This window comes from Actinoplanes sp. NPDC051346 (assembly GCF_040682215.1).
Classification (GTDB): Bacteria; Actinomycetota; Actinomycetes; order Mycobacteriales; family Micromonosporaceae; genus Actinoplanes.
This window is the reverse complement of record NZ_JBFBAJ010000003.1, coordinates 432,622-458,273: the sequence shown is the minus strand read 5'-3', so window position 1 is coordinate 458,273 and position 25,652 is coordinate 432,622. Positions and strand designations below refer to the sequence as shown.

The following is a 25,652-nucleotide window of genomic DNA, read 5'->3' as shown; positions in this document are numbered from 1 at the left end:
GGTGCGACAAAAACCGGCCGACCTCAGCGCGGCGGCAGCAGATCCTCCGGCGAAATGGCGGCCTCGACGGGATCCGTCAGGTGCAGCACCTCGCCGACTCGGGTGACGGACCGCTCGATGTAGTGGCCGCCGGTCAGCTCATGAAGATGCAGCGCCCCGGTCTCCTGCTCCACGATCAGATACCAGGGGATCCCGGCTGCCGCGTAGTAGTGCATCTTGAGAATCTTGTCCGCCGAAGCGTTGGACGGCGACACGATCTCACACACCAGCAGGACCGCCGCGGCGTCGATGACCGGTGCGTCGAAGTCGATCGCCTCGGTGACCACGACGTCGGGAATCGGGATACGACCCGGCTGAAGCCGGACGTTGATTGCCTCTGTGACAAAAAGCCCTTGCCGCGTCGCTCCGACATCCAAGGCGTTCGCCAGCCGCCGAGAGATGGTCTGGTGGCGGGGGGTTGGGGCAGGGGTCACGTACAGGCTCCCGTCGAAGAGCTCGACGCGCTCAGGTGTCTCCCCGAGCGCGAAGTAGTCCTCCTCTGTGATGGGCGATCCCATGCCGAAGATTGCGGACGTCATGGGCGCCATTGTCTCATGACAAGAGCTGGCTTGGACAGGTCAGAGGTTGAGGCCGGTTACTCGGACGAGCTGCATCACAGACTGTTCGACGTAGCCCTGAGCCGTCAGCATGTTGCTGTGCAGCAGGCCGCGCTCCGGTTCCGCCACCAGGTAGCAGGGGATGCGGGCCTGGGCGTACGCGTGCATCTTCAGCGTCCAGTCCACCGTGGCGCTCGCCGCCGAGGTGATCTCGCAGACCAGGCGGACCGAGGCCGCCTCCACCAGCGGGATGTCCGGGTCGAGCGCGCCCGTGATGATCAGGTCGGGTACGGCGATGCGCCCCGGGCCGAGGCGTACCGGCACGCCGGTGACGACGTTCAGGTCGGTGCGGCCCGCGCGCAGCGCGTTGGCCAGGGCGTTGAGGATCATCTGGTGCCGGGGGGTGTCTCTGGGGCAGGTCAGGACGTTGCCGTCCCAGAGTTCCGAGATCGCCGAGGTCTCGCCGATCTGGAGGTAGTCGACCTCGGTCGTCGGCAGGGCTTCCATGGGCAGGCTGCGGCCGATCAGGGCTGACGTCATGCACACTCCCGGATGACGAACTCACGTTCTTCGGACAGGTCCCCGGTGGGGGAGATCAACAGCGGCGCCCGGCCGGGTGCGGCGAGCGCGTGGTGGTCGTAGATCTCGGGGTTGTCGGCTCGCCGGCCGAGGTAGCGCTCGGCGTACGCGGGGGAAAGCTTGCTCCAGTCGGTGACCGGGTCGATCGCCACGCCGCAGCGGAAGACGTCGGGGCGGCGCTGCACCGCGCACGCCGCGAGCCAGCCGCCCAGGCCGGTGCCGCGTACGGCGACGCGGCCCAGGTCGAGGTCGGGGTGTTTGCCGGTGAGCGCGTGCAGGGCGTCGATCTGGTCGGTGAGGGCCACGTCGGCCAGGCGCCGGTGGACCACCTTCTCGTAGCTGGGCGCCACTCCGGGCGTACCCCGGGAATCGACGCTGACCACGACGAAGCCGGCGTCGGCCCACCATTGCCGGTCCTGCCACCGGGCCGGGTCGGCGACGACCTGCTGGTGGCCGGGGCCGGCGCCGAGGTCGACGAGCACCGGCAGGCGGGTCCCGGTGACGTGCCCGGCCGGGTAGAGCACTCCGGTGGGCAGGCGGCGGTCGGTGACCCTGGTGAAGATGGGCCGCGGCCGGTACGGCAGCGGATGCGCGTCCGAGGGCAGCGGCAGCTCGGCCGAGCCGCGCCGCACGGTGTCGTCGACCACCATGACATCCCCGCCGAGGTGGGCACGGTGCCAGCCGGGTTCCGTGGTGAGGCGGCGGACCTTGGTGCCTCCTCCGCCCAGGGCGGTACGCACGGAGAACACGTGCTGCTCGGCCGGTTCGCCCTCGGTGGCCTCGACGATCAGCTCGTTCGTGCCGGCGAGCAGTCCGACGACGCGGCGTACGTAGAGGTCGGGCGGGGTGAGCAGGCTGCCGTCGGCGAACAGGCAGCGGGCGTCGAAGCCGTCGTGGGCGAGTTCGCCGCCGACGAGGACGCGGCCGTCGCTGAGCAGGAGCGGGGTTCCGGGTACGGGTTCGACCCAGCGCGCGTCGGCGAGTTCGGCGTGGACCTGCGTCTCGCCGGTGCGCGGGTCGACGCTGAGCACCAGCCCGTGCTGCTGGCTGCGGCGCAGCACCGTGATCAGCGGGTTTCCGGCGGTCCAGCGGACGTCGACCAGGTAGGGGTAGGTTTCCCGGTCCCAGTGCACGTCGACCCAGCCGCCGTGCAGGTCGAGCAGGTGGAGGCTGACCGCGGCGGCGCTGCGGACGGCCAGGATCCGGGCGCCGTCGGGGGACCACCACCAGCCGCGGGTGCGTCCGAACTCGGTGGCCTCGGCCTCGGCGATCCCCCAGGACACGCCGCTGCCGGGCTCGCCGGCCAGGAGTTGGTCGTCGCCGTCGGGGCCGATGACCCGCAACGTGGCGTCGGGGGTGGTGTATCCGATGGCCTGCCCGGTCGGATCCGGGCGGGGCTCGACGACGTGGGCGGCGCCGGAGGAGGCCCGGCCGCCGGAGTGGAACAGCCGCCCGTCCCGGGCCCACGCGAGCACGGACAGGTCGGCCGATCCGGCGTAGGAGTCGATCGGCCCGTCGGCGACGCGGGTGAACGCGCCGGTGGCGACGGTGAGGACCCACAGCGCCGCCGCGGGGTCGTAGGGCCCCGCGGAGCGCAGGAACGCCACCCGGGCGCCATCATCGCCGACCGTCACGGCGTGGGGTGCGCCGAAGCGGAACCGGCCGGTGCGCTCGGCGAGTTCGGGATACTCCACGACGACCAGCATCGCTGATCGGACACCCCTCGTGGGGCGCAAACAGCAGACGCGGCGGTGGGGCGAGGCGCGCGTAAAGTGGCGCGGGTGACCGACACCCTGCCCGCCCGCCGCCTCATGCTGGTGCACGCCCACCCGGACGACGAGGTCACCGGCACCGGCGCCACCATGGCCCGCTACGTCGCCGAGGGCGCCCAGGTGACCCTGGTGACCTGCACCCTGGGCGAGGAGGGCGAGATCCACGTGCCGGAGCTGGCCGGACTCGAGGCGCGGCAGGCCGACCAGCTCGGCGGCTGGCGGATCGGCGAGCTGCGCCGCGCCTGTGCCGCGCTCGGCGTCACCGACCAGCGCTTCCTCGGCGGCGCGGGCCGCTACCGCGACTCCGGGATGATGGGTCTGGAGACCAACAACCATCCGCGGGCCTTCTGGCGGGCCGATCTCGACGAGGCGGCGGCCCACTGCCTTCAGATCATGCGGGAGGTACGCCCCCAGGTGCTGATCACGTACGACGAGAACGGCTTCTACGGCCACCCGGACCACATCCAGGCGCACCGGGTCGCGATGCGCGCCGCGGAGCTCGCCGAGGCGGAGGGCTTCGGCCCCGAGAAGATCTACTTCACGGCGATGCCGCGCAGCGTGCTCGAGGGCGGCATGGAGGCGTTCAAGGCACTGGACGACAACCCGTTCGCCGAGGTGGAGAACGTCGACGACCTGCCGTTCGGCCATCCCGACGACGAGATCGCCGCCCGCATCGACGGCACCGACTTCTACGAGCGCAAGGTCGCCGCGATGCGCGCGCACGCGACCCAGATCCCGGACAACTCCTGGCTGTACGGCATCGCCGGCGACTTCGGCGGGGAGTTCATGGGCGTGGAGTACTTCACCCTGGTCAAGGGCGAGCGTGGCGAGGTCTCCGGCCCGCACAAGTGGGAGAGCGACCTGTTCAGCAACGTGGTGGGGCGATGACGCCGGAGGCTCCGGCACGTCCCGGTCCGGCCCTGCTGACCAAGGCCGGCGGGATGCTGATCGCCCTGCTCGCCACGGTGGCGACGGCGGTGCTGGAGCTGTTCCTGACTCCGCTGCACGTCGGCCGGGTGCCGGTCTGCGTGGCCGTCCTGCTCGCCCTGGTCGCCAACTACGGCATCTCCTGGTTCGCCGTGGAGACGGTCGGGCGTCGCTGGGCCGTCGCGCCGCCCTGGGCGCTGTGGACAGCGATCATGTTCTTCGCCGCGGGTGTCCGCACGACCGAGGGGGACTACCTGGTCTTCGGCGAGGACCTGGTGGCCCTCGTGATGATCCTGGTGGGGAGCCTGGCCTTCGCGATTTTCGCGTACCGGGTCATCCTGAGGGGACCAACCGTCACAAAGCTATGACATCCGGTCGTGGCGTGGCGCCGGCCGCGATCGCCGGCGGCACACTGACGCGAAGTTCGCCGCCGCCGCTGAAAGTGACATCGTTGACCTCCGTAATCGAAGACACCGCACCACCGGCAGCCTCCGCCCCGGAGCCCGCCGGCCGGGAGCCCGCGCCCGGCCCGGTCAGCCGCAAGCGGATCGTCGTGGTGGGCACGGTCGCCACCGTCCTGATCGCCGGCGCGGGCGTGGTCGCGTGGGCCTACGGCGGTGACGTTCCGCGCGGCACCCGGATGCTCGGAGTGGACCTCGGCGGCAAGTCGCGCTCCGAGGCAGAGCGGGCGCTGACCGAGGCCGTGGGATCGCGCACCGGGGACCCGGTCCGGGTCGACCTCGAGGGCGAGCTCATCACCATCAAACCCGGCGACATCGCGCTGACCCTGCACGTCGACCTCAGCGTCGGCAGGGCCATCAAGGGAAATCCGGTGCCGTTCGGCGAGCGGGTCGTCGCACCCGTCATCACGCTGGACAAGGAAAAGCTCGAGGCGGTCCTGCGCGGGGAGCTCGACCCGAAGCGGGTCACACTCAAGAAACCCGCCATCGTGTACGCGGGACTCACCCCGCGGCCGACGTACCCCGCCCCGGGCCGCAACCTGGACCCGGCGCTCGCCGTGGCCGAGGTTCGCAAGGCCTGGCTGGTGGGCGGGACGGCCCGGGTGCCGCTGGTCGACCGCGAACCGGCGACCTCCCGGGAGCAGGTCGACGCGCTGGTCCGCGACCTGGCCGTGCCCGCGGTGGCCGCGCCGGTGACCGTCCGGGTCGGTGCGAGATCGTTCATCCTGTCGCGGGCCGCGATCGCCAAGGGGCTGGTCTTCCGCTCGGATGACGACGGCCGACTGACCCCCGTGATCGACGGCGAGAGGCTGCACTCAGCCGCGGCCAAGGGTTTCGCCGAGGTGGAGACGGAGCCTCGGGACGCGTCCGTCGCCCTGTCCAAGGGCAAGCCGCGGATCGTCGCGGGCACCCCAGGGGACATGGTGGATCTCGCCGCGCTGGGCACCGCCCTGCTCGACGTCCTGCGCGACCCGGCGCCGCGGGCGGTCGAGGCCGTTCTCATCGAGCGCGAGCCCGACCTGACCGCGGCCGACGTGACCGGGCTCGGCATCAAGGAGAAGGTCTCGACCTTCACCACCTACTTCACCGGCGGCGCGAGCTCGTCCCGCAGTCGGAACATCATGACCATCGCCCGCGCGGTCGACGGCGCGATCGTCACACCCGGCGAGACCTTCTCGCTCAACGGGCACACCGGCGAGCGCGACTACGCCGCCGGCTACGCCGACGCCCCGGTCATCGTCGGCGGAAAACTCGAGCTCGGGGTCGGCGGCGGGGCGTCGCAGTTCACCACGACGCTGTTCAACGCCGCCTACTACGCGGGCCTGGAGGACGTCGAGCACAAGCCGCACTCGTTCTACTTCTCCCGCTATCCCGCGGTGATCGAGTCGACGATCTTCTACCCGACCCTCGACCTCAAGTTCCGGAACACGACGCCGTACGGGATCTTCATCGACACCTCGTACACCGACCGGTCGGTGACGGTCTCGATGTGGAGCACGAAGGTCTACGACAGCGTGAAGACCGTTCGCGGCCCGCGCCGCAACGTCACGTCCCCGCGTACGGTCCACCGCGAGCCCGGCCCGCGGTGCGTCGCCTCCAGCGGATTGCCAGGTTTCACCCAGGATGCTTGGCGCGTCATTCGCAAGGATGGCGACGAGATCGCGCGCGAGAAGTTCACCTGGCGCTACGATCCCGAGCCACGATTCGTCTGCGGCGAGGAGCCGTAGGCCAAGGTTTGCGGAGGATGGCATGAAGCAGCGTGGGAAGTCGATCGCGGTGCTGGCCGCGGCGCTGTTCGCGATCAACGTGGTGGCGCGGCTGGTGACGCGTCTGAGCTTCTCCGGCGACGCGACCGCCGAGAACCGCATCTCCCTCGGCATGTTCACGGTCATCGGCCTGGTGCTGGCGGCGGTGACGTTCGTGCGGGCGCAGCGGGTTCCGCCCGGCACGTGGCTGCCCGACCTGGCCGCCGCGGCGATCGGCGGCATGCTGCTCACCATTCTCGTGGGCCCGTTCGTCAGCGGCGCCTACCCGTTCTCCGGCGGCGCCGGCAACTTCTTCTCCCAGGTGTGGCTCTACGGCGGCTTCGCGATCGTCGGCACCCTGCTCGGCTACTGGATCGCCACGATGCTCGGTCGCGACTACCGCTCGAAGTCGCTGAAGGCTTTCTCCGAGGCGAAGACGGCCAAGCCCCGGCGCGTCGTGCGGCGCTGACCGATGATCGGTTGTGATGCAGACCACATGCCTGGGAGAACCGCCGCCGCCGCGCCCGTCGTCTAGCCGGGTGTGAGACGAACCTTGCAGGAGCTCGACGAGGGGGAGTTGCTGCGCCTGACCGCGCGCGGCGACCGCGGGGCCTTCGACGAGCTCTACCGGCGGACCGCGCCGTGGCTGGCGGTGCGGTTGCGCCGGCGCTGCGCCGACGAGGACGTCGTCGCCGACGTGCTCCAGGAGACCTACCTGGCGGTCTGGCGCTCCGCCGGCAGCCAGGCGCACGCCTCGGCACAGGGCAGTGCCCTCGGCTGGCTCTGGACCATCGCGGCGCACCGGCTGGTCGACGCGTTCCGCAGCCGGGCCCGCCGATCCCGCGTACCGACGGTGGCGACGGTCGAGACCGTGGCGCCCGCCGCCGAGGACGAGGCGATGGCCGGCCGGATCGACGCCGATCTCGAGCGCGCCCTGCTGGCCCTGCCGCCGGAGCTGCGCCAGGTGCTGCGGGCGATGGTGCTCGACGGCCTGACCGTCCGGGAGACCTCGCTGCTGCTCGGCATGCCGGAAGGAACCGTGAAGACCCGCGCTCGCCGGGCCCGTATCGCGCTGCGGGAGGCGCTGTCATGACCCCTCACCCGTCCACCGAGCTGATCTCCCGCTACGCCGAGGGCGCCACCGACGTCGACGACGCGACCGTCTGGGCGGTGGAGGCCCATCTGGAGTCCTGCGCGACCTGCCGGGGACTGCTGACCGACGTCGTGGATCCCGGCACGCGTGACCTGCTGGAGCGGGTGTCCGAGGGCATTTCCTCGGGCATCGCCGCCGGACCCCCGCCGGTGCTTCGCCGGCGCCGGTTGCGGCGCACCGGCGTGACCGCCCGGGTGTTGCCGTGGCTGGCCACCGCGGTCGCCCTGATGCTGGCCGCGGTCCTCTTCGAGGAGCTCTACCCCGACGTGCCGTCGCTGGTGCTGCTGCTCGCGCCGGTGGCGCCGCTGCTGCCGATCGCCGCCTCCTGGAGCCGGCGTACCGATCCGGCCTGGGAACTGGTGGCCACCATGCCCCGCACCGGGCTGGTGCTGCTGCTGCGCCGCACGCTGGCCGTGCTGGCGGCGGTCATCCCGGTTCTGGCGGTGGCGGCCTGGGGCACTGGCCATTCCCCGGCCGTATGGCTGCTGCCGTGCCTGGCCTTCACCGCCGGAAGCCTGGCCCTCGGCGGGCTGGTCGGCCTCGAGCGGGCCGCCCTCGCGCTGACCGTCGTCTGGTCCGCCGGTGTGGTGCTGCCGAGCCTGGTCTCGGACCGGCTGTCGGCCCTGCTCAGCGGCGGCAGTTGGCCGGTCTGGGCGGTGATCACCGTGGTTCTCGTGGGCCTGGTGATCATCCGGGCCGGCGACCATCGCCGGTTCGGCGCCGGCGGCAACTGATCCGGGCCGTCGCACCCCTGTCTCGCTCGACCCCCAACGACGAACGTCTGGCACGACACCTCGCACGACGAACGTCTCGCAACGACACTCGCACGACGAACGGAGAGACGATGATGCGCGTCATCAGCGCGGCCGAAACGGCACCGACCACGTATGCCTGGGCGGTGCACGCCTCGGGCCTGCAGGTCCGCGCCGGACGGCACCTCGCCGTCGACGGGCTCGACCTGGCCATCGGCACCGGCGTGCACGGCCTGCTCGGCCCCAACGGCGCGGGCAAGACCACGCTCATGCGCGCCCTGGCCACGGTGATCAACCCCTCCGGCGGGGCGCTGGCCCTGCTCGGCCAGGATGTCTCCGGGCGGGCCGACCTGCGCCAGATCCGCCGCAATCTGGGCTATCTGCCGCAGCATTTCGGCTTCTACCCGCGCTTCACCGTGCGCGAGTTCGTGGAATACATGGCCTGGCTCAAGGAGATGCCGAAGGCGAACATCGCCGCGGCGGTGCAGCGGGCCATCGACCGGGTGGGTCTGACCGACCGCGCCGACTCGAAGCTCAAGACCCTCTCCGGCGGCATGCTGCGGCGTGCGGGCATCGCCCAGGCGATCGTCAACGACCCGGAGATCCTGCTGCTCGACGAGCCGACCGTGGGTCTGGACCCGGAACAGCGCCTCGACTTCCGCGAGCTGCTGCGGGAGATCGGCGTGGACAGCTGCGTGCTGGTCTCCACCCACCTGGTGGAGGACGTCGTCGCGGCCTGTTCCGACGTCGTGCTCGTCGACGCGGGACGCCTGGTCTATCAGGGGACGCCGGCGGACCTCGCCTCGCGGGGCGACGCGGGCGACGCCGGTGACAGTCCCGCCGAGCGCGGGTACTCGGCGCTGCTGCGGGCGTACCGGAAGGCGAATGGTCGATGATCCGGGTGCTTCGGATCAATGCGCGGCGTTCCGCCGCGCCGTTGACCCTCCTGTTGTTACTGGTCGCCGGCCTGATCTGCATGTTCGTCTCCCCCGGGATGTGGGCGGAGGGGTGGCTCTACCTGGGCACCGCCCAGCGGACCTATCTCATCCTGCTGTGGCCGCTCGCTCTGGCGCTGGGCGCCTGGCAGATGCGCCAGGAGCACCGGGCCCAGGTGGACGAGCTTCTCCACACCGTGGCCCGGCCCCGGTGGCAGCGGCTGGCCGTCACCGCGGCCGTCCAGGCCCTCGCCGTTACGGTGGCCTACCTGGTGGCGTTCGCCGCGGCCGCGGCGTGGATCGCCGACACCGCGACCTACCTGCCCGGCTCGGTGCCCGCGATGGTGGCCAACGGCGTCCTGTCGCTGGTGGCGGCGGTGTGGATCGGGATGGGCGTCGGCTACCTGCTGCCGTTCCTGGTGACCGCTCCGGCGCTGGCCGTGGTCGGCTTCGGGGTGCAGATCTCGCTGAGTGTGGTCTTCCGGGGCAGCGAATGGCTCGGCAATCTGCTGTCGCCGTACATGTCGCGGCCCTGGGACCCCTATTACACGCTGCCCGCCGGATTCAACGGGGGTCAGGCGATCTGGCTGGCCGGCCTGGCCGTGGCCGGACTGGTCCTCGTCGCCGCCGCCACCCGGCGGTCCCGCCTGACGGCGATCGCGCCGCTGGTGCTCGGCGTCGGCCTGGCCGTGGCGATCGCCCCGCGGCAGGACACCGACAGCACCCCCTGGGTGCGCGACCTTGTCGGCGCTCAGATGGTCTGCGCCGACGGAACCCCGCGGGTCTGCGTCACGAAGGTGCGCACGGCCCAACTGCCGAAGATGACACCGCTGGCCCGGGAGGCGCTGGCCAAGGTCGCCGAGCTGCCCGGCGCGCCGACATCGGCGATGGAGGACTGGACTCTGAGCTACGGGGACGGCAGGGACGCGCCGGGGGTGTCCCCCGATCCGAACAGCCTCGAATTCCTGGTCGAAGCCGGGGGCGAGATCAGGCCGCGAGCCGGCGAGGACTTCGTGCCGCGAACCCTGAGGGACTTCCTCGCCCGATCCTGTCCCGACACTACCCAGAAGCAGTACGACGAGGATCAGGCGGCAGCCGAGGCCGGCGGATACTGGCTGGCCGGGCGCCCTACGGATCCCGCGCAGGTCCTCTCCGAGCCGAACCGCGTTCGCCAGCTCTGGGACGGACTGCAGGCGCTGCCGCGCAAGCAGGCGTTGCAGCGGATCGCCGCCGTACGGGCCGCGCGGGAGCAGTGCGGCACCAGCCTGACCGACATCCTGACCGGGCGGTCGAAATGAGGTGGCTGTCGCTGTACCTGCGCTCCCGCGGCGTCCCGCCGATCGCCGGCGCCGGCTTGGGTCTCGTTGCCCTGGCGTGGACGCCCTGGACGATGTTCTCGAAAACGCGGGACGTGGACTTTCCCTACGTGCTGCTCATCGTCGTCCTGCTGGTCAGCGCGGTCTCCGTGACCCTGGCCGGGCCCGATGACGCGCTGGACCGCACCGCGGCGAAGCCCTGGCGGCCGCGCCGGCTGGCACACCTCCTGGTGACGTACGCGCTCATCACGGCGGTCCTGCTGGCGACCCTGGCGACGCCGGCCAGATTCGGGCCCGCCGCCGAGGTCTCCCGCGACGTCGCCGGGCTGCTCGGGCTGACCGCCCTGGGCGCGGCGCTGCTGGGCGCTCACCGCTCGTGGTTCCTGCCGCTGCTGTGGACTCTTCCCGCGCTCTACATCTCCGCCATCGCCGGGGAAGGCGGCGCCGCCGAGGGGCCCCCTTCATGGACGAGGCAGGCCCTCACCTGGATGATGCAGCCGATCGACAGCAGGCCCGCCGCCATCGTGGCGGCGGCGCTGGCGATCGCCGGGTTGCTCGCCTTCTCCCTGCGCGGCACCCCGCCCCGGCCCGCCTCCGATCCGGCCCCGGCCTGAGTCAGACCGGCGCCTCGCGGGTCAGATAGGTGTGGTGGGTGCGGAAGCCCAGCTTCCGGTAGAGCGCGACGGCGGAAGCGTTGCGCTCCTCCACCTGCAGGTAGGCCCGCGCCGATCCCCGCTGCCGCGCCCACCCCGCCACGGCACGCATGACGTGGGCGGCCAGTCCCCGCCGCCGCGCCGCCGGAGCGGTCTGCACCAGCGACACCCCCAGCCAGCGGTCCGGCCCGCTGACCGCGCCGCGGGCGACGGCGAGCAGGTCGCCGCCCGCGTCGCGAACATGGGCGAAGACCGCTTCGGGTACGCCGGTGAGCACCTGTTTCGCCGTCGCGGGCAGGGTGCCCTTGTGCTCGGCGACCATCGCGTACCAGTCGTCGGTGGGGGCGTCGGCGAGCTCGACCGTGGGCAGGTCGTCCCCCGGGAACTCCAGCAGGCCGGACACGTGGGCGGTCTGCACCAGGGTCAGCGGGCGGGCCGTCCAGCCGCGTTCGTCGAGGGCCGCGTTGACCGGCGCCGCCAGGGGCATCGGGGCGTTGACCAGGGGTCGCTGGCCGCGGGCCGCGTACCACCGCTCGACCGCGTCGATCGCGGCGTCGAGGGTGCGGTCCGGGTCGCCGACGGCCAGCGCCGAGTTGGCCCGGCCCGTCCAGTCGCCGGCCGACCGCAGCACCCAGGCGCCGAGCCGAGCCTGGACCGGCGCCGGCCAGCCGTCGTTGGCCGCCAGTTCCAGGGCGATGACCTCCGCGGCCGGTGGCCTACGTGCGGCGGGCACCCGCTTCGCCCGGTGGACGTCCTTGAGCGGCACCCGTAACGTCCCCTTGGCCGTCGCGAGAGTGAGATCCGTCTCCGTCAGCTCGACAAGTTCCCCGAGCGCATCCGTGAAAAGTGGGCGATTCTGGGAAACACCTACAATTCGACGCACGACAACCCGGTGTCCCACATCCTGCCGTCGGAGCACGTCCCACCTCCCTCCCGGCGAGATACTAGGCTCTGCCCGTACCGTCGCGCTTTTCGAGCGGCTCGGGCTATCGAGAAGCAAGGCTCTTGAAGGGAAAGACCGTGACCTACATCATCGCTGAGCCCTGCGTCGATGTGCTGGACAAGGCATGCATCGAGGAGTGCCCGGTCGACTGCATCTACGAGGGAAACCGGATGCTCTACATCCACCCCGATGAGTGCGTCGACTGTGGGGCCTGCGAGCCGGTCTGCCCGGTCGAGGCGATCTTCTACGAAGACGACGTCCCGGAGCAGTGGAAGGACTACACGAACGCCAACTACGAGTTCTTCGAGGATCTCGGCTCCCCCGGCGGCGCGTCGAAGGTGGGCAAGATCGAGAAGGACGCGACGTTCGTGGCGGCGCAGGCGCCGCGTGGGGACGCGCACTGACCGTGCTTTCGGCGTCGCTGCCCGATTTTCCCTGGGATCTGCTGGCCCCGGCCAAAGCAGTCGCCGCCGCGCATCCGGACGGCATCGTCGACCTGTCGGTCGGCACGCCGGTCGATCCGGTGCCGGCGTCGGTCCAGGCTGCTTTGGCGGCCGCCGCCGACGCGCCGGGCTATCCGCAGACCGCGGGGACCCCGGCGCTGCGTGCGGCGATCTCGGCCTGGCTGGCCCAGGCCTGCGGCGCCTCGGGTACGCCCGCGGTGCTGCCCACCATCGGCTCCAAGGAGCTGGTGGCGTGGCTGCCCACCCTGCTCGGCGTGGGCGCTGGTGACCTCGTCGTCATTCCGCGGGTGTGCTACCCGACCTATGAGGTGGGAGTGCGGCTCGCCGGCGCCGAGGCGGTCCGCAGCGACTCGCTGACCGCGCTGGGCCCCGACCGGCGGATCAAGTTGATCTGGGTCAACTCGCCGTCGAACCCGACCGGCAAGGTTCTGCCGGCGGCGCACCTGCGCAAGGTCGTCGAGTGGGCCCGCGAGCGCGGCGTGATCGTGGCCGCCGACGAGTGCTACCTCTCGTTGGGCTGGGAAGAGACGCCGGTGTCGGTGCTGTCCGACGAGGTCTGCGACGGCGACTACACGGGCCTGCTGGCCGTCCACTCGCTGTCCAAGCGATCCAACCTGGCGGGCTTCCGGGCGGGATTCGTCGCCGGTGACCCGGCCGTGGTGGCGGAGTTGCTGGCGGTTCGCAAGCACGCGGGCATGATCGTCCCGGCGCCGGTGCAGGCGGCGATGATCGCGGCCCTCGGCGACGAGTCCCACGTCGCCGCCCAGCGGGAGCGATACGCGGCCCGTCGCACCGCACTGCACAGCGCGCTGACCGGCGCGGGCTTCTCGATCGAGCACAGCGGCGCGGGTCTCTACCTGTGGTCGACCCGCGGCGAGGAGTGCTGGAAGACGGTCGACTGGCTCGCCGAGCGTGGCATCCTCGCGGCGCCCGGCGCCTTCTATGGCCGGGCGGCGGCGCAGCATGTGCGCGTCGCCCTGACGGCCACGGACGAGCGGGTCGCGGCCGCGGTCGCCCGCCTCTCCGCCTGACCTCCGCCTCCTCGCGCACGCGCACGTTAAGGCGGGCGGGAGCCGAAGCCCCCGCCCGCGGCGGTGAGGAGAAGCGGTGATCGGTCAGATCAGCACCTTCAGCGCCTCCAGGCGCAGGCTCTGACCGGTGGTGCCGGCTTCGGCCCAGTTCCAGTGCTTGGCGCAGTCCCAGCCCTGCCAGCCGATGTTCTGGACGTGTCCCGAGACGCAGATGCGCTTGGGGGTGCTGAGCCGGATGGCCTCCATGCGCAGTGCCTGCCCGGTGGTGCCGACCGTGACGATCCGGTACTGGCCCGCGCAGCGGGTGCGCATCCAACCGATGTTCTGCACGTGCGCCTTCGCGCAGATGCCACCCGGCTTCGTGGTCAGGATGGAGAGCGCCTCGAGGCGCAGCGACTGACCGGTCGTGCCGACCATCACCGGGTGTCCGGCCTTGTTGCAGCGCCAGCCCTGCCAGCCGATGTTCTCCACGTGCCCGTTGACGCAGACAGCTCCCTTCCACTTGTGCGTGAACGCCTTGGCGGCGCTGCTCAGCGCCGGCGCCTGGACCGCCGCGGGGGCCGACGGCTTCGCCGGGGCCGCCGACGCGGTGCCGCCATTGATGGGCAGGATGACGGTTGCGGCGACAATGCCCGCGACGGCCGCGTTGCGGAGGAAGTGTGTGATCCTGATCATGGTCGGAAAGGTACCGCCCAAAAGGGAGCGAAAACCTCAGTACGCCATGAAGATCGCGAGTTACACCATTCGGATGATCCGTAACGGGTGACCGATTCGTCGCCTCCTCCTGTTTGTCCGGGAAATGGTCGGGTACGCGCTGATGGCCCCCCCACCGGCCGTCCTGGAGGTAGTCGTACCGATGAATTCCCGTAAGCCGACCGAGGTGGTCAAGGACGTTGTCGAGGCCGCCGCCGCGAAGGTGACCGACGCGCTGACGCCCGACGTGCCCGGTACGCCAGGCAGCGCCCCGGCGCCCCTCGAGGAACCGACCACGCCGCACGGGCCGCTGCCGCCGAAGGGCGAGCAGGGCTCCCCGGAGACCCGTACGCCGACCGGAGCCGAAACCGGCGCGCCGAGCATCTCGAACGGCCAGCAGGGTGATTACCTCACCACGGCGCAGGGTGCCAGGCTCACCGACACCGACCACTCGCTGAAGGCCGGGCCTCGGGGCCCGATCCTGATGCAGGACCACCACTTCAGAGAGAAGATCACGCACTTCGACCACGAGCGGATCCCGGAACGGGTCGTGCACGCCCGCGGCGCCGGAGCGCACGGCGTGTTCACCGGTTACGGCACCGCCGATGGCGTCACTCGGGCCGGCTTCCTCGCGAAGGACAAAGAGACCCCGGTCTTCGTCCGGTTCTCCACCGTCCTCGGTTCCCGGGGATCCGCGGACACCGTGCGCGACACCCGCGGCTTCGCCACGAAGTTCTACACCAACGAGGGCACGTTCGACCTCGTGGGCAACAACATCCCGGTGTTCTTCATCCAGGACGCCATCAAGTTCCCGGACATCATCCACGCGGCTAAGCCGCACCCCGACCGCGAGATCCCGCAGGCGCAGAGCGCGCACGACACGTTCTGGGACTTCGTCTCCCTGCACACGGAGGCGCAGCACCACACCATCTGGAACATGTCCGACCGGGGCATTCCGCGCTCTTACCGCACCATGGAGGGCTTCGGCGTTCACACGTTCCGGCTGGTCAACGCGGTCGGCGAGACGGCGCTGGCCAAGTTCCACTGGAAGCCCAAGCTGGGCGTGCACTCGTTGGACTGGGAGGAGGCGCAGCTCGCGAGCGGCGTGGACCCCGACTTCCACCGCCGCGATCTGTACGACGCGATCGAGGCCGGCGCCTTCCCCGAGTGGGAGCTGGGCATCCAGGTCTTCCCGGACATCGGTGAGGAGACCTTCGCGGGAATCGACCTGCTCGACCCGACGAAGATCGTGCCGGAGGAACTCGCGCCGGTGCAGCCGATCGGCAAGCTGATCCTCAACCGCACGCCCACGAACTTCTTCGCCGAGACCGAACAGGTCGCCTTCCACCTGGGCCATCTGCCGCCGGGCATCGACGTGACGAACGATCCGCTGTTGCAGGGCCGGCTCTTCTCGTACGTCGACACGCAACTCACCCGGCTGGGCGGCCCGAACTACTCCCAGATCCCGATCAACCGCCCGCACGCCCCGGTCAACGACATGCTGCGCGACGGGTTCCACCAGCACGCCGTGCACGCGGGGGTCGCGCCGTACCGGCCGAACTCGCTCGACGGTGGCAACCCGTTCCCGGCGGGGGTCAAGGAGAACGCGTTCGTCGACGTGCCCGTCCGGGTGGCGGAGGCGCCGAAGGTGCGGGCGAACCCGACCTCCTTCGACGACCACTACAGCCAGGTCCGCCTGTTCTGGCTGAGCATGTCGCCGGTCGAGAAGGAGCACATCATCCGCGCCTACACCTTCGAGCTGGGCAAGTGCTACGAGCAGGCGATCAAGGAACGGCAGCTGCGCTGCCTGGCGAACATCGACCCGGTGCTGTGTGAGCAGGTCGCCGTCGGCTTGGGGCTGCCCGTACCCGAGCCGACCGTGCCCCTGGCGGAGGTTACCGCGAGCCCGGCGCTGTCGCAGGTCGGCGAGGAATGGCCGGCCGACGGCCGGATCGTCGGCATCGTCGTCGACGACGACGGCGATCTGGACGGCGTCGACGCGGTGCGGCAGGCGGTGTTCGGCGCCGGCATGGTGCCCCTGCTGATCGCCGCGCACGGCGGCATGGTGGGTCACCTGAGCGTGCAGCGCACCTTCGCCACCGCCCGGTCGATCGAGTTCGACGCGATCCTGCTCGCCACGGCGCCGCCACCCGCGCCGGACGCGTTGCCGGCCCGCGACGCCAAGGCCGGCGCCGCGGCACCGGTCACCGTGGACCCACGCGTGGCTCTGCTGGTCGAGGAGGCCTGGCGGCATGCCAAGGCGATCGGGGCGTGGGGCGCCGGCGTCGCCGTGCTGGACCAGGTCGGCGTCGCCGGTACGCCCGGGGTCGTCACGGCCGACTCGGGCCCGGAGGCGCTCGCCGCAGTGCAGGCGTTGCTCGCCGCCCACCGGGTGTGGGAGCGGTTCCCCGCCACGGTCGTCTGACGGCTCAACATCAACCTTTCGGTGTAGTCCTCTGACTGTTCGTATGAGTTTGAGACTCCCTTGTCATTGGGCAAACAATGGGCGGCCCGCGACGGAGTCCGGCATTTCCGGCCCGTCGCTGGTCGCTACAGGGAACAGGGCCGCCGACGCTCGGTGGCCGGATCCGAAGGAGCCTCCATGACCGTTATCGCCGCCCCTGTCGACAGCGCCGACCTCGCTGCTGATGCATCGGCGACAACGGACCGCGCGAGCGAGCTGATCGCCGCGGTCGCCGCCCTGCCCGCCGGACACCCGTCCCGGGCCGCGGTGCGGGACCGTGCGATCGAGGCGTGGATGCCCCTCGCGCGGCACCTGGCCAACCGGTACGCCGGTCGCGGCGAGCCGATCGACGACCTCTTCCAGGTCGCCGTGATGGGTCTGATCAAGGCGGTCGACCGGTTCGAGGCCGACCGCGGCGTCGAGTTCGCCGGCTTCGCGATCCCCACCATCGTCGGCGAGTTGAAGCGCCACTTCCGTGACCGCACCTGGTCCATCCGGGTGCCGCGGCGGCTGCAGGAGCTCCGCCTGGCGATCACGGCGGCGAACAACACGCTCAGCCACACGCTGGGCCGCTCGCCGACGGTCGCGGACGTGGCCGACCACCTCGGTGTCACCGAGGAGGAGGTGCTCGAGGGCCTGGAGGGCGCCCGCGCCTACAACGCCACCAGCCTGTCCACCCCGGTCAACGCCGACGGCAGCACCGAGCTCGGCGACACTCTCGGCGGCGAGGACCTGGGCTTCGAACTCACCGAGACGCGCCTCGCGCTCGGCCCGGCGCTGGCGAAGCTGGACGAGCGTGAGCAGAAGATCATCGCTCTGCGCTTCTACGGCAACCTGACCCAGTCGCAGATCGCCGAGCAGGTCGGCATCTCGCAGATGCACGTCTCCCGGCTGCTCACCAAGGCCCTCGCCAAGCTGCGCGGCCACCTCGAGCTCGCCGTCTGAGCCGCACTTCCGCTGCCCCACAGCAAGCCTCGCGCGCCGCGCGGGGCTTGCTGTCCGGGTGGGGCTTGCTGTCCGTGGCCGGGTGGCCGTGCCGCCCGGGTCAGCGGTCCACGGTGCCGACCGGTGCCATGACCCGCAGCGCGTTGGGATCGACGCTGATCCGGATGGGCGTCTGCCCGGACGGCTCGCCGTCGACCTCCACCCGGGCCGGCCGGTCGGTCTCCAGCCACAGCTCACCGACCGCGAGGAAGGGTTCGTCGCGCAGGGTGCGGCGGTGTCCGGTGGCAGCGTTGCGGGCCGTGTCCCGCAGTAGATCCCGCCGGCTCGCACCGCCCACCGGGTAGGCCACCAGCAGCCGGTCGTCGGCGTCCGCGTCCTCGGCGATCGGCCGTCCGGCGTGGAAGCCGCCGTTGGCCACGTACAGCTGATGGGTGAGAAATTCGTGCTGCCGGCCACCGGCGCGCACCACGGTCCGCAATGGCCGGTGCCGGGCCAGCAGGGCCAGGGCCGTCATCGGGTACGCGAGCCGCCCGGCGACCCGCTTCAACCGCCGCGGCGCCTTGATCATCACGTCCGCGCTGAGGCCGACGCCGACGTGGTTGGTGAACCGCAGATCCCCGGCGAGCCCCAGATCCACGTCGACCACCGTGCCGTTTGCCAGCGTCGCGACCGCCTCGCCGAGGTCGAGCGGCACACCCACCGTACGGGCGAAGTTGTTGGTCGTGCCCAGCGGCAACAACCCGAGCGCGATATCGCGGTGGGCGAGCACCCGCGCCGCCGTGCTGATCGTCCCGTCGCCACCGCCCACGGCCAGCAGGTCCGGGCCCAGCGCGGCGGCGGCCGACAGGCTCGCCTCCAGCTCCGCGGGACGGTCGACCGGGAAGTCTCCCAGCAGCGTGAAGCCGGCGCCGAGCAGCCGGGCCCGAGCGTCGTGATAGAGCCTTCCGCCGCGCCGGGAATGGGCGTTGACCACCAGGGCCGCCCGACGCTCGCCGTGAATGTCCGCACTGAGCTGCTGCTTTGTTCGCATCGGCGCTGACCCTACCGGCTCGGGGTCCAGCAACTATGGGGCTGTTGTTCCTCGCATTGTTCGGTCAGGCGGTGAAGCGGGTGCGTCGGCGCGTGATGCGGGCGGCGAGTCCCAGGAGCAGGAGGATGCCGCCCGCCGCCGCCACGGGGACGATCGGCGCGCCGGTGATGGGAAGGCCCTCGCCGCCCGTCGGAGCCGCTCCGCCGGTCGCCGATGACAGCGAGGGGGACGCGGAAGGGGAAGCGGACGGGGAACCCACGGATGGCGTGGCGGAAGGAGAGGCGGAAGGCGTCGCGGACGGGGATGCGGATAAGGAAGCGTTCGGGATGAGCGGCGGCTCGTTTGTCACGGTGAGACTGATGAAGTTGCCGTTGGTGCGGATGTCCGCGACCGGCAGCTCCGACTTGCTGAGGGTCAGCATGCCCTGGTCTCCCCGCACGACCGGCTCGCCCGGCCCGGCGAAGAACGCGGTGACCGGGCGCAGGCCACCGCGGGCATCGGACCAGCCCTTGCTCTGCCAGCGGAAGCCGACGCCCGCGACCGTTCCCGGCTCGGTGTCGGTCCTGACCGCGGCGACCGGCGTCGTGATGGCCAGCCCGCCGTGCGCCGGCAGCAACGCCGTCGTGAACTCGCACCAGGCGATTTCCTCATCGCCGTCGACGGTGTACCAGCAGTTGCGGTAGCGATGGGTGAACCGCAGGTCCGGGCCGATCTGAACCTTCGCGACCAGGCCGCGGATCGGGTTCTTGTCCGCGCTGAGCACGCCGAGCGGGGCACGCACGACGTCGCCGCGGCGTACCCGGTATTCGACCTTGATGGGCCACTCGTCGGTGATCTCGGTGACCGCCTCCAGCAAGGCGGGATCGGCCGGCGCCACGGCATTCGGGAGGGCGGCCGTCGCGGCAGTAGCGGGCACGGCGAGGGCGCTCGCGGCGGCAAGAGCGAGGGCGGTTGCCTTGGGTCGCGTCATCCGAGGGCGACCCAGACGTCGTCGAGGGCGCCCTGGAACTGGTCGTTGTCGCGGTACGCGCCCTTGCCGCCGATGCTGAGCGGGACGGTGTTGGAGATCGTCAGATCGGCCGGAACGGTGGTGCTGCCTCGGCGCCGGCCGTCGACCCGGATGGACAGCCACGTGCCCTTGCGACGGCACTCCAGCGTGTGCCAGGAGTCGTCCGCGACCGTGACGCTGCTGCGGGCGATGTGGACGCGGCCCTCGGCGTCCACCATGGCGCAACTCGGCTTTCCCGCCGTACCGTCGATCTGCAGTTTGTATTGGCTGCCGCGGGCCGAATAGCCCTTCTGGACGATGTTTTCGCCCTTGGTGGTCTGCTGCCGGGAGAGCAGGACGGACGCGCCGAAGCGGATCGGTCCGCGGCCCGGGTTGAGGCTCGCCGAGTTCTTGGCCCGCAGCGCGACCCGGGGGCACGGTTCGTGGCGGCACGGCGGCGGGAACTGGATGGCTGTGCCGTTGCCGTGCGCGATCGAGGTGAGCGCGCCGCCCTTGCTGCTGACCGTCTTGAGCGGTTGCGGGCCGCCGGTGACGTCGGGGAAGAGCGTGCCGGCGGTGTCGTCGAAGGTGTAACGGACCACTTCGGTCGGTGCGGTGCCCGCGTCGGCGCGTATCCAGAACGAGCCGCCGATCGTGACCGCCACGGCGGTGGCGGCCACGATCGCTCCCGTCCTCCAGCGCCCGCGACGCGACCGTACCTGCGGCTGATGATCGTCAATCATGCCCGAATTATCCCATTGTGGGGGATATGGAGGCCGCTTGGCGGCGCGGTCGAACGGGCAGGAGGTGATAGCCGAACGGAGGGCGGTTACTCGTTTCCCTCGGATCCGTCCTGGTCGTCACCCTCCACCTCGGACCCGGCGGCCTCGGATCCGGCGCCTTCGGGCGCGACGGCCTCGGGCGCGACGGCCTCGGGCGCGGCGGCCTCGGGTTCCGCGGCTTGGGCCCGCGGGCCGGCTTCGTCCAGCTCGTCGCCGACGGCCGGAACGTCGACCCAGAGGGCGCGAAGCTGGTTCTGCATGAACGACGTCAGCCGCGCCCGGTAGTCGCGGTCGAAGTGTTCCAGCGACTCGATCTGCCGCTGCAATGCCTCCCGCTTGGCGCCGAGGCTGCCGACGGTGTCCTCGTATCGCTGGTGTGCCTGCAGCTTGAGCTGATCCGCCTGCTCCTCCGCCTTTCTGGCGACGGCCTGGGCCTGCGTCCGGGCGTCCGAGACGATCTGGTCCGCGCTGCGCCGGGCCTCCTCGGCCCGGGCACGTGTCTCGTGGGCCGCCCGCTCCGCGGTCGCGCGCGCGTCGGCCAGGACCTTGTCGGCCTCCCGGCGGATGTTCTGCGAGTGGGCCGCCGCGTCCGCGGCGATCTTGTCGGCCGCCGCCTGGGCGTCCGTACGGATCTTGTCGGCCTGGCGGTTGGCAATGGCGATGTGCTCCTCGGCCGTCCGCTGGGCGAGCGTGAGCACCTGGAGTGCCTGGTTCGGGTGCATGGTGCCCGACACGATCAACGGATGCTCCGAGGTCGCGCTGTCCGGAGAGGTTCCGGCGAGGACGGCCTTGATGCGGTCCTTGATCTGGTGTTCGGTCACGGTCACGGCGAACTCCCCTGGGTCGTGGGCGGACTTCTCGTCGCGGGACGAGTCGGGCGCGGGCGGCGGTGCCCGGCCGTCGGGGCCCGCCATCGGTTCATAACGGGCGAAGACCGTCATTCGGCGCGGGAGTGAGACATGGTTCGCTGCGACGGGTGTCAGCGGCCGGGACCGCCCAGCGGAGCCGACCGGGTGGCGGAGGATGGCTGTTCGGGCCACTTCCGGCAGGTGCGGCCGCCGGTTTGTCAGGGAGCGTGGCCGGGTCCTCGGGTGGTTGATCCGGCCACGCTGCACGTCCGGACCGGCGATGGGGAGCCCATGTCTTTTCACGGGACCCGGCGCCGCGGCGCCCGGATGCTGTGGCCGTGGATCGCCGGCGGCCTTGCCGTACTGATGGTCGCCTCCTTGGTCGCCCTGTTCGCGGTGATCGCGGTGATCGCGAATTCGTTGTCGGCCAGCCTCGGCCTGGACGCCGGACAGTCCACGCGCCAGGAGGCGGCCGGCGGCTTTCAGTTCTCGGTCACCGGGATACGCTGCGGCGCCCGGCGGCTGGGCAGCGACAACTTCGGTCAGCGGGCGCGGGGGGAGTTCTGCCTGGTGGCGGTGTCGGTGCGGAACATCGGCACGCATGCCGCGGTCCTCGATGGCGCGGCGCAGACCGCGTACGCCGCCGACGGTTCCGCCTTTGTCAGCGAGGCCGGCGCCGCCATGTACGTGGGGGGCGGGCGCCCCGGCATCCTCGAGCGCATCGACGTCGGAGTGCGCGTCCGCGGCACGCTGGTGTTCGATGTTCCGCGCGGCACCCGGTTGACGTCGATCGTGTTGCGGGACTCCGTCCGTACCCGGGGAATGCGCTTTCCGCTCGTGCGGGCGTAGGTTTCTCGGATGGTGGATCAACCCATGATCGTTGTCCGTGGCGAGGCCGTCCGCGAGGTGCCGCCGGAGATCGCGCAGTTTTCCGTCACCGTGTCCGCGCGGGACAAGGATCGGCAGGCGGCCCTTTCTCGGCTGGCCGAGCGGGCGGCCGCGCTGCGCGCCGCGCTCGACGACTACACCGACGCCATCGAGCGGCGGGACACCGGCGGGATCCAGGTGCGACCCGAGCTCAAGCGCGGCGGCGAGCGGGTCTCGGCGTACGTCGGCAGCGTCAGCACCACGGTCACCGTGACCGACTTCGGCGCGCTCGGCGAGATGCTGCTGCGGTTGGCCGACGCCGACCAGACCACGGTCTCCGGTCCGTGGTGGCAGCTGCGTGCCGGCAGCCGGGCGGGCGCCGACGTGCGGCGGGAGGCGATCGCCGACGCGTTGGGCCGGGCTCGGGAGTATGCGGAGGCGGTCGGCGCGCAGGTGGACCGCCTCGTCGAGATCTCCGACGAGGGCGCCGGCGGTGGCGGTGGCGGCGGCATGATGCGCGCGGCGGCCTACGGCATGGAGTCCGCCGACCTCGAGCTCGAGGTCGATCCGCAGCCGCAGACGGTGCACGCCGCGGTGGCGGTACGCGTGACGATCACCTCGCCGACCTTGCTGTAATAGGGCGAAAATGTGTGACAGATCCCGTTAAAGGGAACTCTTCAGACCGGGCTCTCCATGCCGATGGGTTCAATCCCAGGTCTGAAGGGTGTGAGTGCGATGGTGTTGCCGCAGCTCGGGGCATGGGTTTTGGATGAGCTGCCGCGGCTCAACCAGGCGATTCTGCACAATGATCTGGCTCCTCCGGCGCTGAACGAGGCGCTGCGCGAGGTGATCCTGCCCGACCTACCCCTGCCCGACCGGCTGTCCGTGGCGCAGGCGCAGCAACTGGTGGTCAATCTCGGCTTCGTTGGCGCCTCGGTGGCGCGGCACTACCAGGAACGCACGCCCGGCGGTAAGGAAACGCCGGAGCGGGCCTTCGACGCTCTAGAAGCCGGCACGCAGCAGATCCCGTTCCAGCGCTACTTCGCCGCGCTCGCCGACCACACGGGTACGGGCCACGACCACCGCGACAGCTACGCCTCGCTGGTGCGGTGGAATGTGGGAACGGTCGAGGTCCGCATGGGCGAGCGAACCGTGGCGGTGCTCCCGGGAGTGTTCGACGACGGCCGCACCCGCACCTACACCGGCACGAGCGGTGAGGAGCATTTCTTCGCGCTGGTCAAGAAGGGCGAGGCGGTCGAGCGCGCGATCAACGACCTGCTCGAGCCGCTGGCCACCCCGGAAACCCGCTGGGACAGCCCGGAAGCGCTGTCCCGGGTGCGGACCGCGACCGTCCTGCTGGGCGCGCTTCGGCAACTGTTCCTGGAGTTCGCGGCGTTGCCGCCGGAGCACAGCATGCCCCCCGAGCAATTCATGGACGTGTTCCGCCAGTTCGCCGTCCACTGGACGCCTGGCGACATCCCGCCCAGCGGCGCCCTGGACATCGAGGGACTCAAGCGCGACTTTCTGCTGGGCATCGCGATTCCCGATTACGCCACGCACGTACGCCGGTTGTTTCCGGGCCTGCTCACCGAGGAGCGGGAGGCGCTGGAGCGCCTGATGGCGCAGCCGACCCTGCCGCAGCGGGTGGCCGCCGCCCTCGACATCGACCTGGATTGGCTGTCCGGCGCGGAGGTCGCGGATCTGCGTCGCCTGGTCGCCCGCCATCCCGTGCTGGTGGACTGGTACGACGTGCTGACCGCGCACGCCCGGGCGGCCGGCTCGCACCTCATGCTGAGCAAGAAGTTCCTGTTCAAACCGCAGCGTCAGCGCGACGCCGCCGGCATCGGCGACAAAGCCGTCGTGTCCAACCGGACCGGCACGACGGGCATGACCGAGACCTACCTGGAGCGGCTGACCCGGGCTCGGCGCGACCACGTGCTGGCGGCGCTGCACCCGGCCCTCGATGCGGAAGTCGGAGAAGGCGCCCCAAGGCATGCGGTACGGTCGGATTTGATGGGAATTGAACCGGTAGAGGTGTTGCTGGTGTCCTGACGGCCGCGCCCACCGTGGGCCAGCCCGGGAGCGGATGGTGGACACGAAGGTGAACGTCAACCCGACGGGGGTGCGGCCACCGGCGCAGGTGGGCCACGAACAGCTGATGGCGCTGATCGACCACACCTCCGCCGTCATCTACATGCGCGACGCCGACGGCCGCTACATGCTGGTCAACCGCGAGTACGAGCGGCTGTTCAGCCTGCACCGCGAGAACATCGTGGGCCTGACCGACCATGACCTGTTCCCCCGGGACACGGCCGACGCCTTCCGCGCCAACGACCTGGAGGCCTTCGCGCGGGGCGTACCCGTGCAGATGGAGGAGGAAGTCTTCGGCGACGGCGAGGTACGCACGTACATCACGGTCAAGTTCCCTCTCATCGACGCGAGCGGCCACCCCTACGCCGTGTGCGGCATCTCGACCGACATCACCGCCCGCAAGCGGGCCGAGGAGCAGGTACGCCAGCTCAACGCGAACCTGGAGCTCCGCGTGCGTGAACGCACCGCCGAGCTCGAAGCCTCCACGCGCGAGCTCGACGCGTTCGCCTACTCGGTCTCCCACGACCTGCGCGCGCCGCTGCGCAGCCTGGAAGGCTTCAGCCAGGTTCTGCAGGAGGACTACGCCGAGGTCCTCGACGAGCAGGGCCAGCAGTACCTGCGGCGCATCCAGGCCAATGTCGCCCGCATGGCGCAGATGATCGACGACCTGCTGGGCCTGTCCCGCGCGACCCGCACCGAGCTGCACCGCGAGCACACCGACCTCTCGGCGCTGGCTCGCGAGGTGGTCGCGGAGCTGCGCAACGCCGATCCTGCGCGCTCGGTGGACGTCGCCGTCGCCGACGGGCTGGTAGCGCAGGCGGACCCGCATCTCATCCGGCTGGTGCTGCAGAACCTGCTCGGCAACGCCTGGAAGTTCACCGCCAACCGGGCCGACGCCACCATCACGATGGACTCCACGTCGTGGCAGGACGTCGAGGTGTTCGCGGTGACCGACAACGGAGCGGGTTTCGACATGCGCTACTCGCACAAGCTCTTCGACCCGTTCCAGCGGCTGCACACGGCCGCCGAATACGAGGGCACCGGCATCGGCCTGGCGATCGTGCAGCGGATCATCACCCGGCACGGCGGTCAGATCGTCGCCGACAGCTCGCCGGGCAACGGAGCGACGTTCCGGTTCAGTCTCACCCCCGCACCCGGCGACTGGGAGATCCGATGAGCGACGGCCCCATCCTGCTGGTCGAGGACAATCCCGACGACGTGATGTTCACCGTGCGCGCGTTCGCCAAGAACCACATCAAGAACGAGGTCATCGTGGCGAGCGACGGCGAGGAGGCGCTGCGGTTGCTGCTTCCCGAGGACGACAGCCCGCCGTTGAAGCCGGCCCTGATCCTGCTCGACGTCAACCTGCCCAAGGTGAACGGGTTGGAGGTGCTGCGCACCATCCGCGGCGACGAACGCACCATGGGCCTGCCCGTCGTGGTGCTGACCACCTCGAACGAGGAGCGCGACATCGTCGCGAGCTATCGGCTCGGCGCCAACAGCTACGTCCGCAAGCCGGTGGTCTTCGACGAGTTCCTCGCCGCCGCCAAGGTGCTCGGCGTGTACTGGCTGCTCGTCAACGAGCCGCTCCCGCCCGGGTTGGGCCGGTGAGGACGG

27 protein-coding genes are annotated in these 25,652 nt (G+C 71.0%); 18 read left to right on the top strand and 9 right to left on the bottom strand.

The genetic code is table 11. The annotated features are described in order from the left end of the window. Nucleotides 1-23 precede the first annotated feature (23 nt). From AB0M36_RS10375 to AB0M36_RS10365, 3 genes are read right to left on the bottom strand one after another with little or no spacing between them, the layout of a single operon-like run. Complete coding sequence (locus tag AB0M36_RS10375) at nucleotides 24-578, bottom strand: Uma2 family endonuclease (protein WP_364155421.1); 555 nt, start codon at nucleotides 576-578, stop codon at nucleotides 24-26. Between the two features lie 39 nt (nucleotides 579-617). After that, a complete protein-coding gene (locus tag AB0M36_RS10370) occupies nucleotides 618-1,136 on the bottom strand; it encodes a Uma2 family endonuclease (protein WP_364155106.1) in 519 nt (172 codons plus the stop codon). Further along, nucleotides 1,133-2,869 carry a prolyl oligopeptidase family serine peptidase gene (locus AB0M36_RS10365; protein ID WP_364155420.1) on the bottom strand — a complete coding sequence of 579 codons (1,737 nt, stop codon included), beginning with the start codon at nucleotides 2,867-2,869 and terminating at the stop codon, nucleotides 1,133-1,135. The genes AB0M36_RS10370 and AB0M36_RS10365 overlap by 4 nt, the downstream gene beginning before the upstream one ends. 87 nt (nucleotides 2,870-2,956) lie before the next feature. On the opposite strand from AB0M36_RS10365, the gene mshB reads away from it, so the two are divergent. The 9 genes from mshB to AB0M36_RS10320 all read left to right on the top strand — a co-directional run bounded on the left by mshB (nucleotide 2,957) and on the right by AB0M36_RS10320 (nucleotide 10,850). Further along, entirely contained in the window at nucleotides 2,957-3,835 is an 879-nt protein-coding gene (mshB, locus tag AB0M36_RS10360; RefSeq protein ID WP_364155105.1) for an N-acetyl-1-D-myo-inositol-2-amino-2-deoxy-alpha-D-glucopyranoside deacetylase, read from the top strand. Beyond that, a complete protein-coding gene (locus AB0M36_RS10355; RefSeq protein ID WP_364155103.1) occupies nucleotides 3,832-4,242 on the top strand; it encodes a hypothetical protein in 411 nt (136 codons plus the stop codon). Before mshB ends, AB0M36_RS10355 begins: the two co-directional genes overlap by 4 nt. A gap of 74 nt (nucleotides 4,243-4,316) precedes the next feature. Further along, nucleotides 4,317-6,062 carry a VanW family protein gene (locus AB0M36_RS10350; protein ID WP_364155419.1) on the top strand — a complete coding sequence of 582 codons (1,746 nt, stop codon included), beginning with the start codon at nucleotides 4,317-4,319 and terminating at the stop codon, nucleotides 6,060-6,062. Nucleotides 6,063-6,084: 22 nt separating this feature from the next. Further along, complete coding sequence (locus tag AB0M36_RS10345) at nucleotides 6,085-6,549, top strand: hypothetical protein (RefSeq protein ID WP_364155101.1); 465 nt, start codon at nucleotides 6,085-6,087, stop codon at nucleotides 6,547-6,549. A gap of 72 nt (nucleotides 6,550-6,621) precedes the next feature. Further along, nucleotides 6,622-7,173 carry an RNA polymerase sigma factor gene (locus tag AB0M36_RS10340; protein WP_364155099.1) on the top strand — a complete coding sequence of 184 codons (552 nt, stop codon included), beginning with the start codon at nucleotides 6,622-6,624 and terminating at the stop codon, nucleotides 7,171-7,173. After that, nucleotides 7,170-7,967 carry a zf-HC2 domain-containing protein gene (locus AB0M36_RS10335; protein WP_364155097.1) on the top strand — a complete coding sequence of 266 codons (798 nt, stop codon included), beginning with the start codon at nucleotides 7,170-7,172 and terminating at the stop codon, nucleotides 7,965-7,967. The genes AB0M36_RS10340 and AB0M36_RS10335 overlap by 4 nt, the downstream gene beginning before the upstream one ends. A 113-nt stretch (nucleotides 7,968-8,080) precedes the next feature. After that, nucleotides 8,081-8,881 (top strand): ABC transporter ATP-binding protein, encoded by an 801-nt coding sequence (locus AB0M36_RS10330; RefSeq protein ID WP_364155417.1) that lies wholly within the window; start codon nucleotides 8,081-8,083, stop codon nucleotides 8,879-8,881. Then, a complete protein-coding gene (locus AB0M36_RS10325; RefSeq protein WP_364155095.1) occupies nucleotides 8,878-10,218 on the top strand; it encodes a hypothetical protein in 1,341 nt (446 codons plus the stop codon). The genes AB0M36_RS10330 and AB0M36_RS10325 overlap by 4 nt, the downstream gene beginning before the upstream one ends. Beyond that, on the top strand, nucleotides 10,215-10,850 hold the full coding sequence (locus AB0M36_RS10320) for a hypothetical protein (protein ID WP_364155093.1): 636 nt from the start codon (nucleotides 10,215-10,217) through the stop codon (nucleotides 10,848-10,850). Before AB0M36_RS10325 ends, AB0M36_RS10320 begins: the two co-directional genes overlap by 4 nt. Nucleotide 10,851: 1 nt before the next feature. On the opposite strand, the gene AB0M36_RS10315 is transcribed toward AB0M36_RS10320, so the two are convergent. Next, nucleotides 10,852-11,808 carry a GNAT family N-acetyltransferase gene (locus AB0M36_RS10315; RefSeq protein ID WP_364155092.1) on the bottom strand — a complete coding sequence of 319 codons (957 nt, stop codon included), beginning with the start codon at nucleotides 11,806-11,808 and terminating at the stop codon, nucleotides 10,852-10,854. Between the two features lie 101 nt (nucleotides 11,809-11,909). On the opposite strand from AB0M36_RS10315, the gene fdxA reads away from it, so the two are divergent. Together fdxA and dapC are read left to right on the top strand one after the other, a co-directional pair. Next, nucleotides 11,910-12,236: a ferredoxin gene (fdxA, locus tag AB0M36_RS10310; RefSeq protein WP_071804777.1), complete on the top strand. Its 327-nt coding sequence runs from the start codon at nucleotides 11,910-11,912 to the stop codon at nucleotides 12,234-12,236. A gap of 2 nt (nucleotides 12,237-12,238) precedes the next feature. After that, nucleotides 12,239-13,327, top strand: coding sequence for a succinyldiaminopimelate transaminase (gene dapC, locus AB0M36_RS10305; RefSeq protein WP_364155089.1), 1,089 nt, complete (start codon nucleotides 12,239-12,241; stop codon nucleotides 13,325-13,327). An 84-nt stretch (nucleotides 13,328-13,411) separates the two neighbouring features. Here dapC and AB0M36_RS10300 read toward each other — a convergent pair whose 3' ends face one another. Next, the gene (locus AB0M36_RS10300) at nucleotides 13,412-14,002 is read right to left on the bottom strand and encodes a hypothetical protein (RefSeq protein ID WP_364155088.1); all 591 of its coding nucleotides are present in this window, start codon (nucleotides 14,000-14,002) and stop codon (nucleotides 13,412-13,414) included. A 181-nt stretch (nucleotides 14,003-14,183) separates the two neighbouring features. On the opposite strand from AB0M36_RS10300, the gene AB0M36_RS10295 reads away from it, so the two are divergent. Beyond that, on the top strand, nucleotides 14,184-16,445 hold the full coding sequence (locus AB0M36_RS10295) for a catalase (RefSeq protein WP_364155086.1): 2,262 nt from the start codon (nucleotides 14,184-14,186) through the stop codon (nucleotides 16,443-16,445). Between the two features lie 177 nt (nucleotides 16,446-16,622). Beyond that, entirely contained in the window at nucleotides 16,623-17,429 is an 807-nt protein-coding gene (locus tag AB0M36_RS10290) for a SigB/SigF/SigG family RNA polymerase sigma factor (RefSeq protein ID WP_364155084.1), read from the top strand. Nucleotides 17,430-17,529: 100 nt separating this feature from the next. Here AB0M36_RS10290 and AB0M36_RS10285 read toward each other — a convergent pair whose 3' ends face one another. From AB0M36_RS10285 to AB0M36_RS10270, 4 genes are all read right to left on the bottom strand, one after another. Beyond that, nucleotides 17,530-18,459, bottom strand: a complete 930-nt coding sequence (locus AB0M36_RS10285) for a diacylglycerol kinase family protein (protein ID WP_364155082.1) — start codon at nucleotides 18,457-18,459, stop codon at nucleotides 17,530-17,532. Nucleotides 18,460-18,523: 64 nt separating this feature from the next. Next, the gene (locus AB0M36_RS10280; protein ID WP_364155080.1) at nucleotides 18,524-19,429 is read right to left on the bottom strand and encodes a hypothetical protein; all 906 of its coding nucleotides are present in this window, start codon (nucleotides 19,427-19,429) and stop codon (nucleotides 18,524-18,526) included. Next, nucleotides 19,426-20,190 carry a LamG-like jellyroll fold domain-containing protein gene (locus AB0M36_RS10275; protein WP_364155078.1) on the bottom strand — a complete coding sequence of 255 codons (765 nt, stop codon included), beginning with the start codon at nucleotides 20,188-20,190 and terminating at the stop codon, nucleotides 19,426-19,428. Before AB0M36_RS10275 ends, AB0M36_RS10280 begins: the two co-directional genes overlap by 4 nt. Before the next feature lie 86 nt (nucleotides 20,191-20,276). Continuing rightward, nucleotides 20,277-21,143: a hypothetical protein gene (locus tag AB0M36_RS10270; protein WP_364155077.1), complete on the bottom strand. Its 867-nt coding sequence runs from the start codon at nucleotides 21,141-21,143 to the stop codon at nucleotides 20,277-20,279. 225 nt (nucleotides 21,144-21,368) lie between these two features. Here AB0M36_RS10270 and AB0M36_RS10265 point away from each other — a divergent pair, with 225 nt between their 5' ends. The 5 genes from AB0M36_RS10265 (at nucleotide 21,369) to AB0M36_RS10245 (ending at nucleotide 25,646) form a co-directional block, all read left to right on the top strand. Further along, nucleotides 21,369-21,926: a DUF4352 domain-containing protein gene (locus tag AB0M36_RS10265; protein WP_364155075.1), complete on the top strand. Its 558-nt coding sequence runs from the start codon at nucleotides 21,369-21,371 to the stop codon at nucleotides 21,924-21,926. Between the two features lie 9 nt (nucleotides 21,927-21,935). Beyond that, nucleotides 21,936-22,580 carry an SIMPL domain-containing protein gene (locus AB0M36_RS10260; protein WP_364155074.1) on the top strand — a complete coding sequence of 215 codons (645 nt, stop codon included), beginning with the start codon at nucleotides 21,936-21,938 and terminating at the stop codon, nucleotides 22,578-22,580. 99 nt (nucleotides 22,581-22,679) lie between these two features. Beyond that, nucleotides 22,680-23,996, top strand: coding sequence for a hypothetical protein (locus AB0M36_RS10255; protein WP_364155073.1), 1,317 nt, complete (start codon nucleotides 22,680-22,682; stop codon nucleotides 23,994-23,996). A 37-nt stretch (nucleotides 23,997-24,033) separates the two neighbouring features. After that, nucleotides 24,034-25,212: an ATP-binding protein gene (locus AB0M36_RS10250; protein WP_364155072.1), complete on the top strand. Its 1,179-nt coding sequence runs from the start codon at nucleotides 24,034-24,036 to the stop codon at nucleotides 25,210-25,212. Then, entirely contained in the window at nucleotides 25,209-25,646 is a 438-nt protein-coding gene (locus tag AB0M36_RS10245) for a response regulator (RefSeq protein ID WP_364155071.1), read from the top strand. Before AB0M36_RS10250 ends, AB0M36_RS10245 begins: the two co-directional genes overlap by 4 nt. Nucleotides 25,647-25,652: the final 6 nt, after the last annotated feature.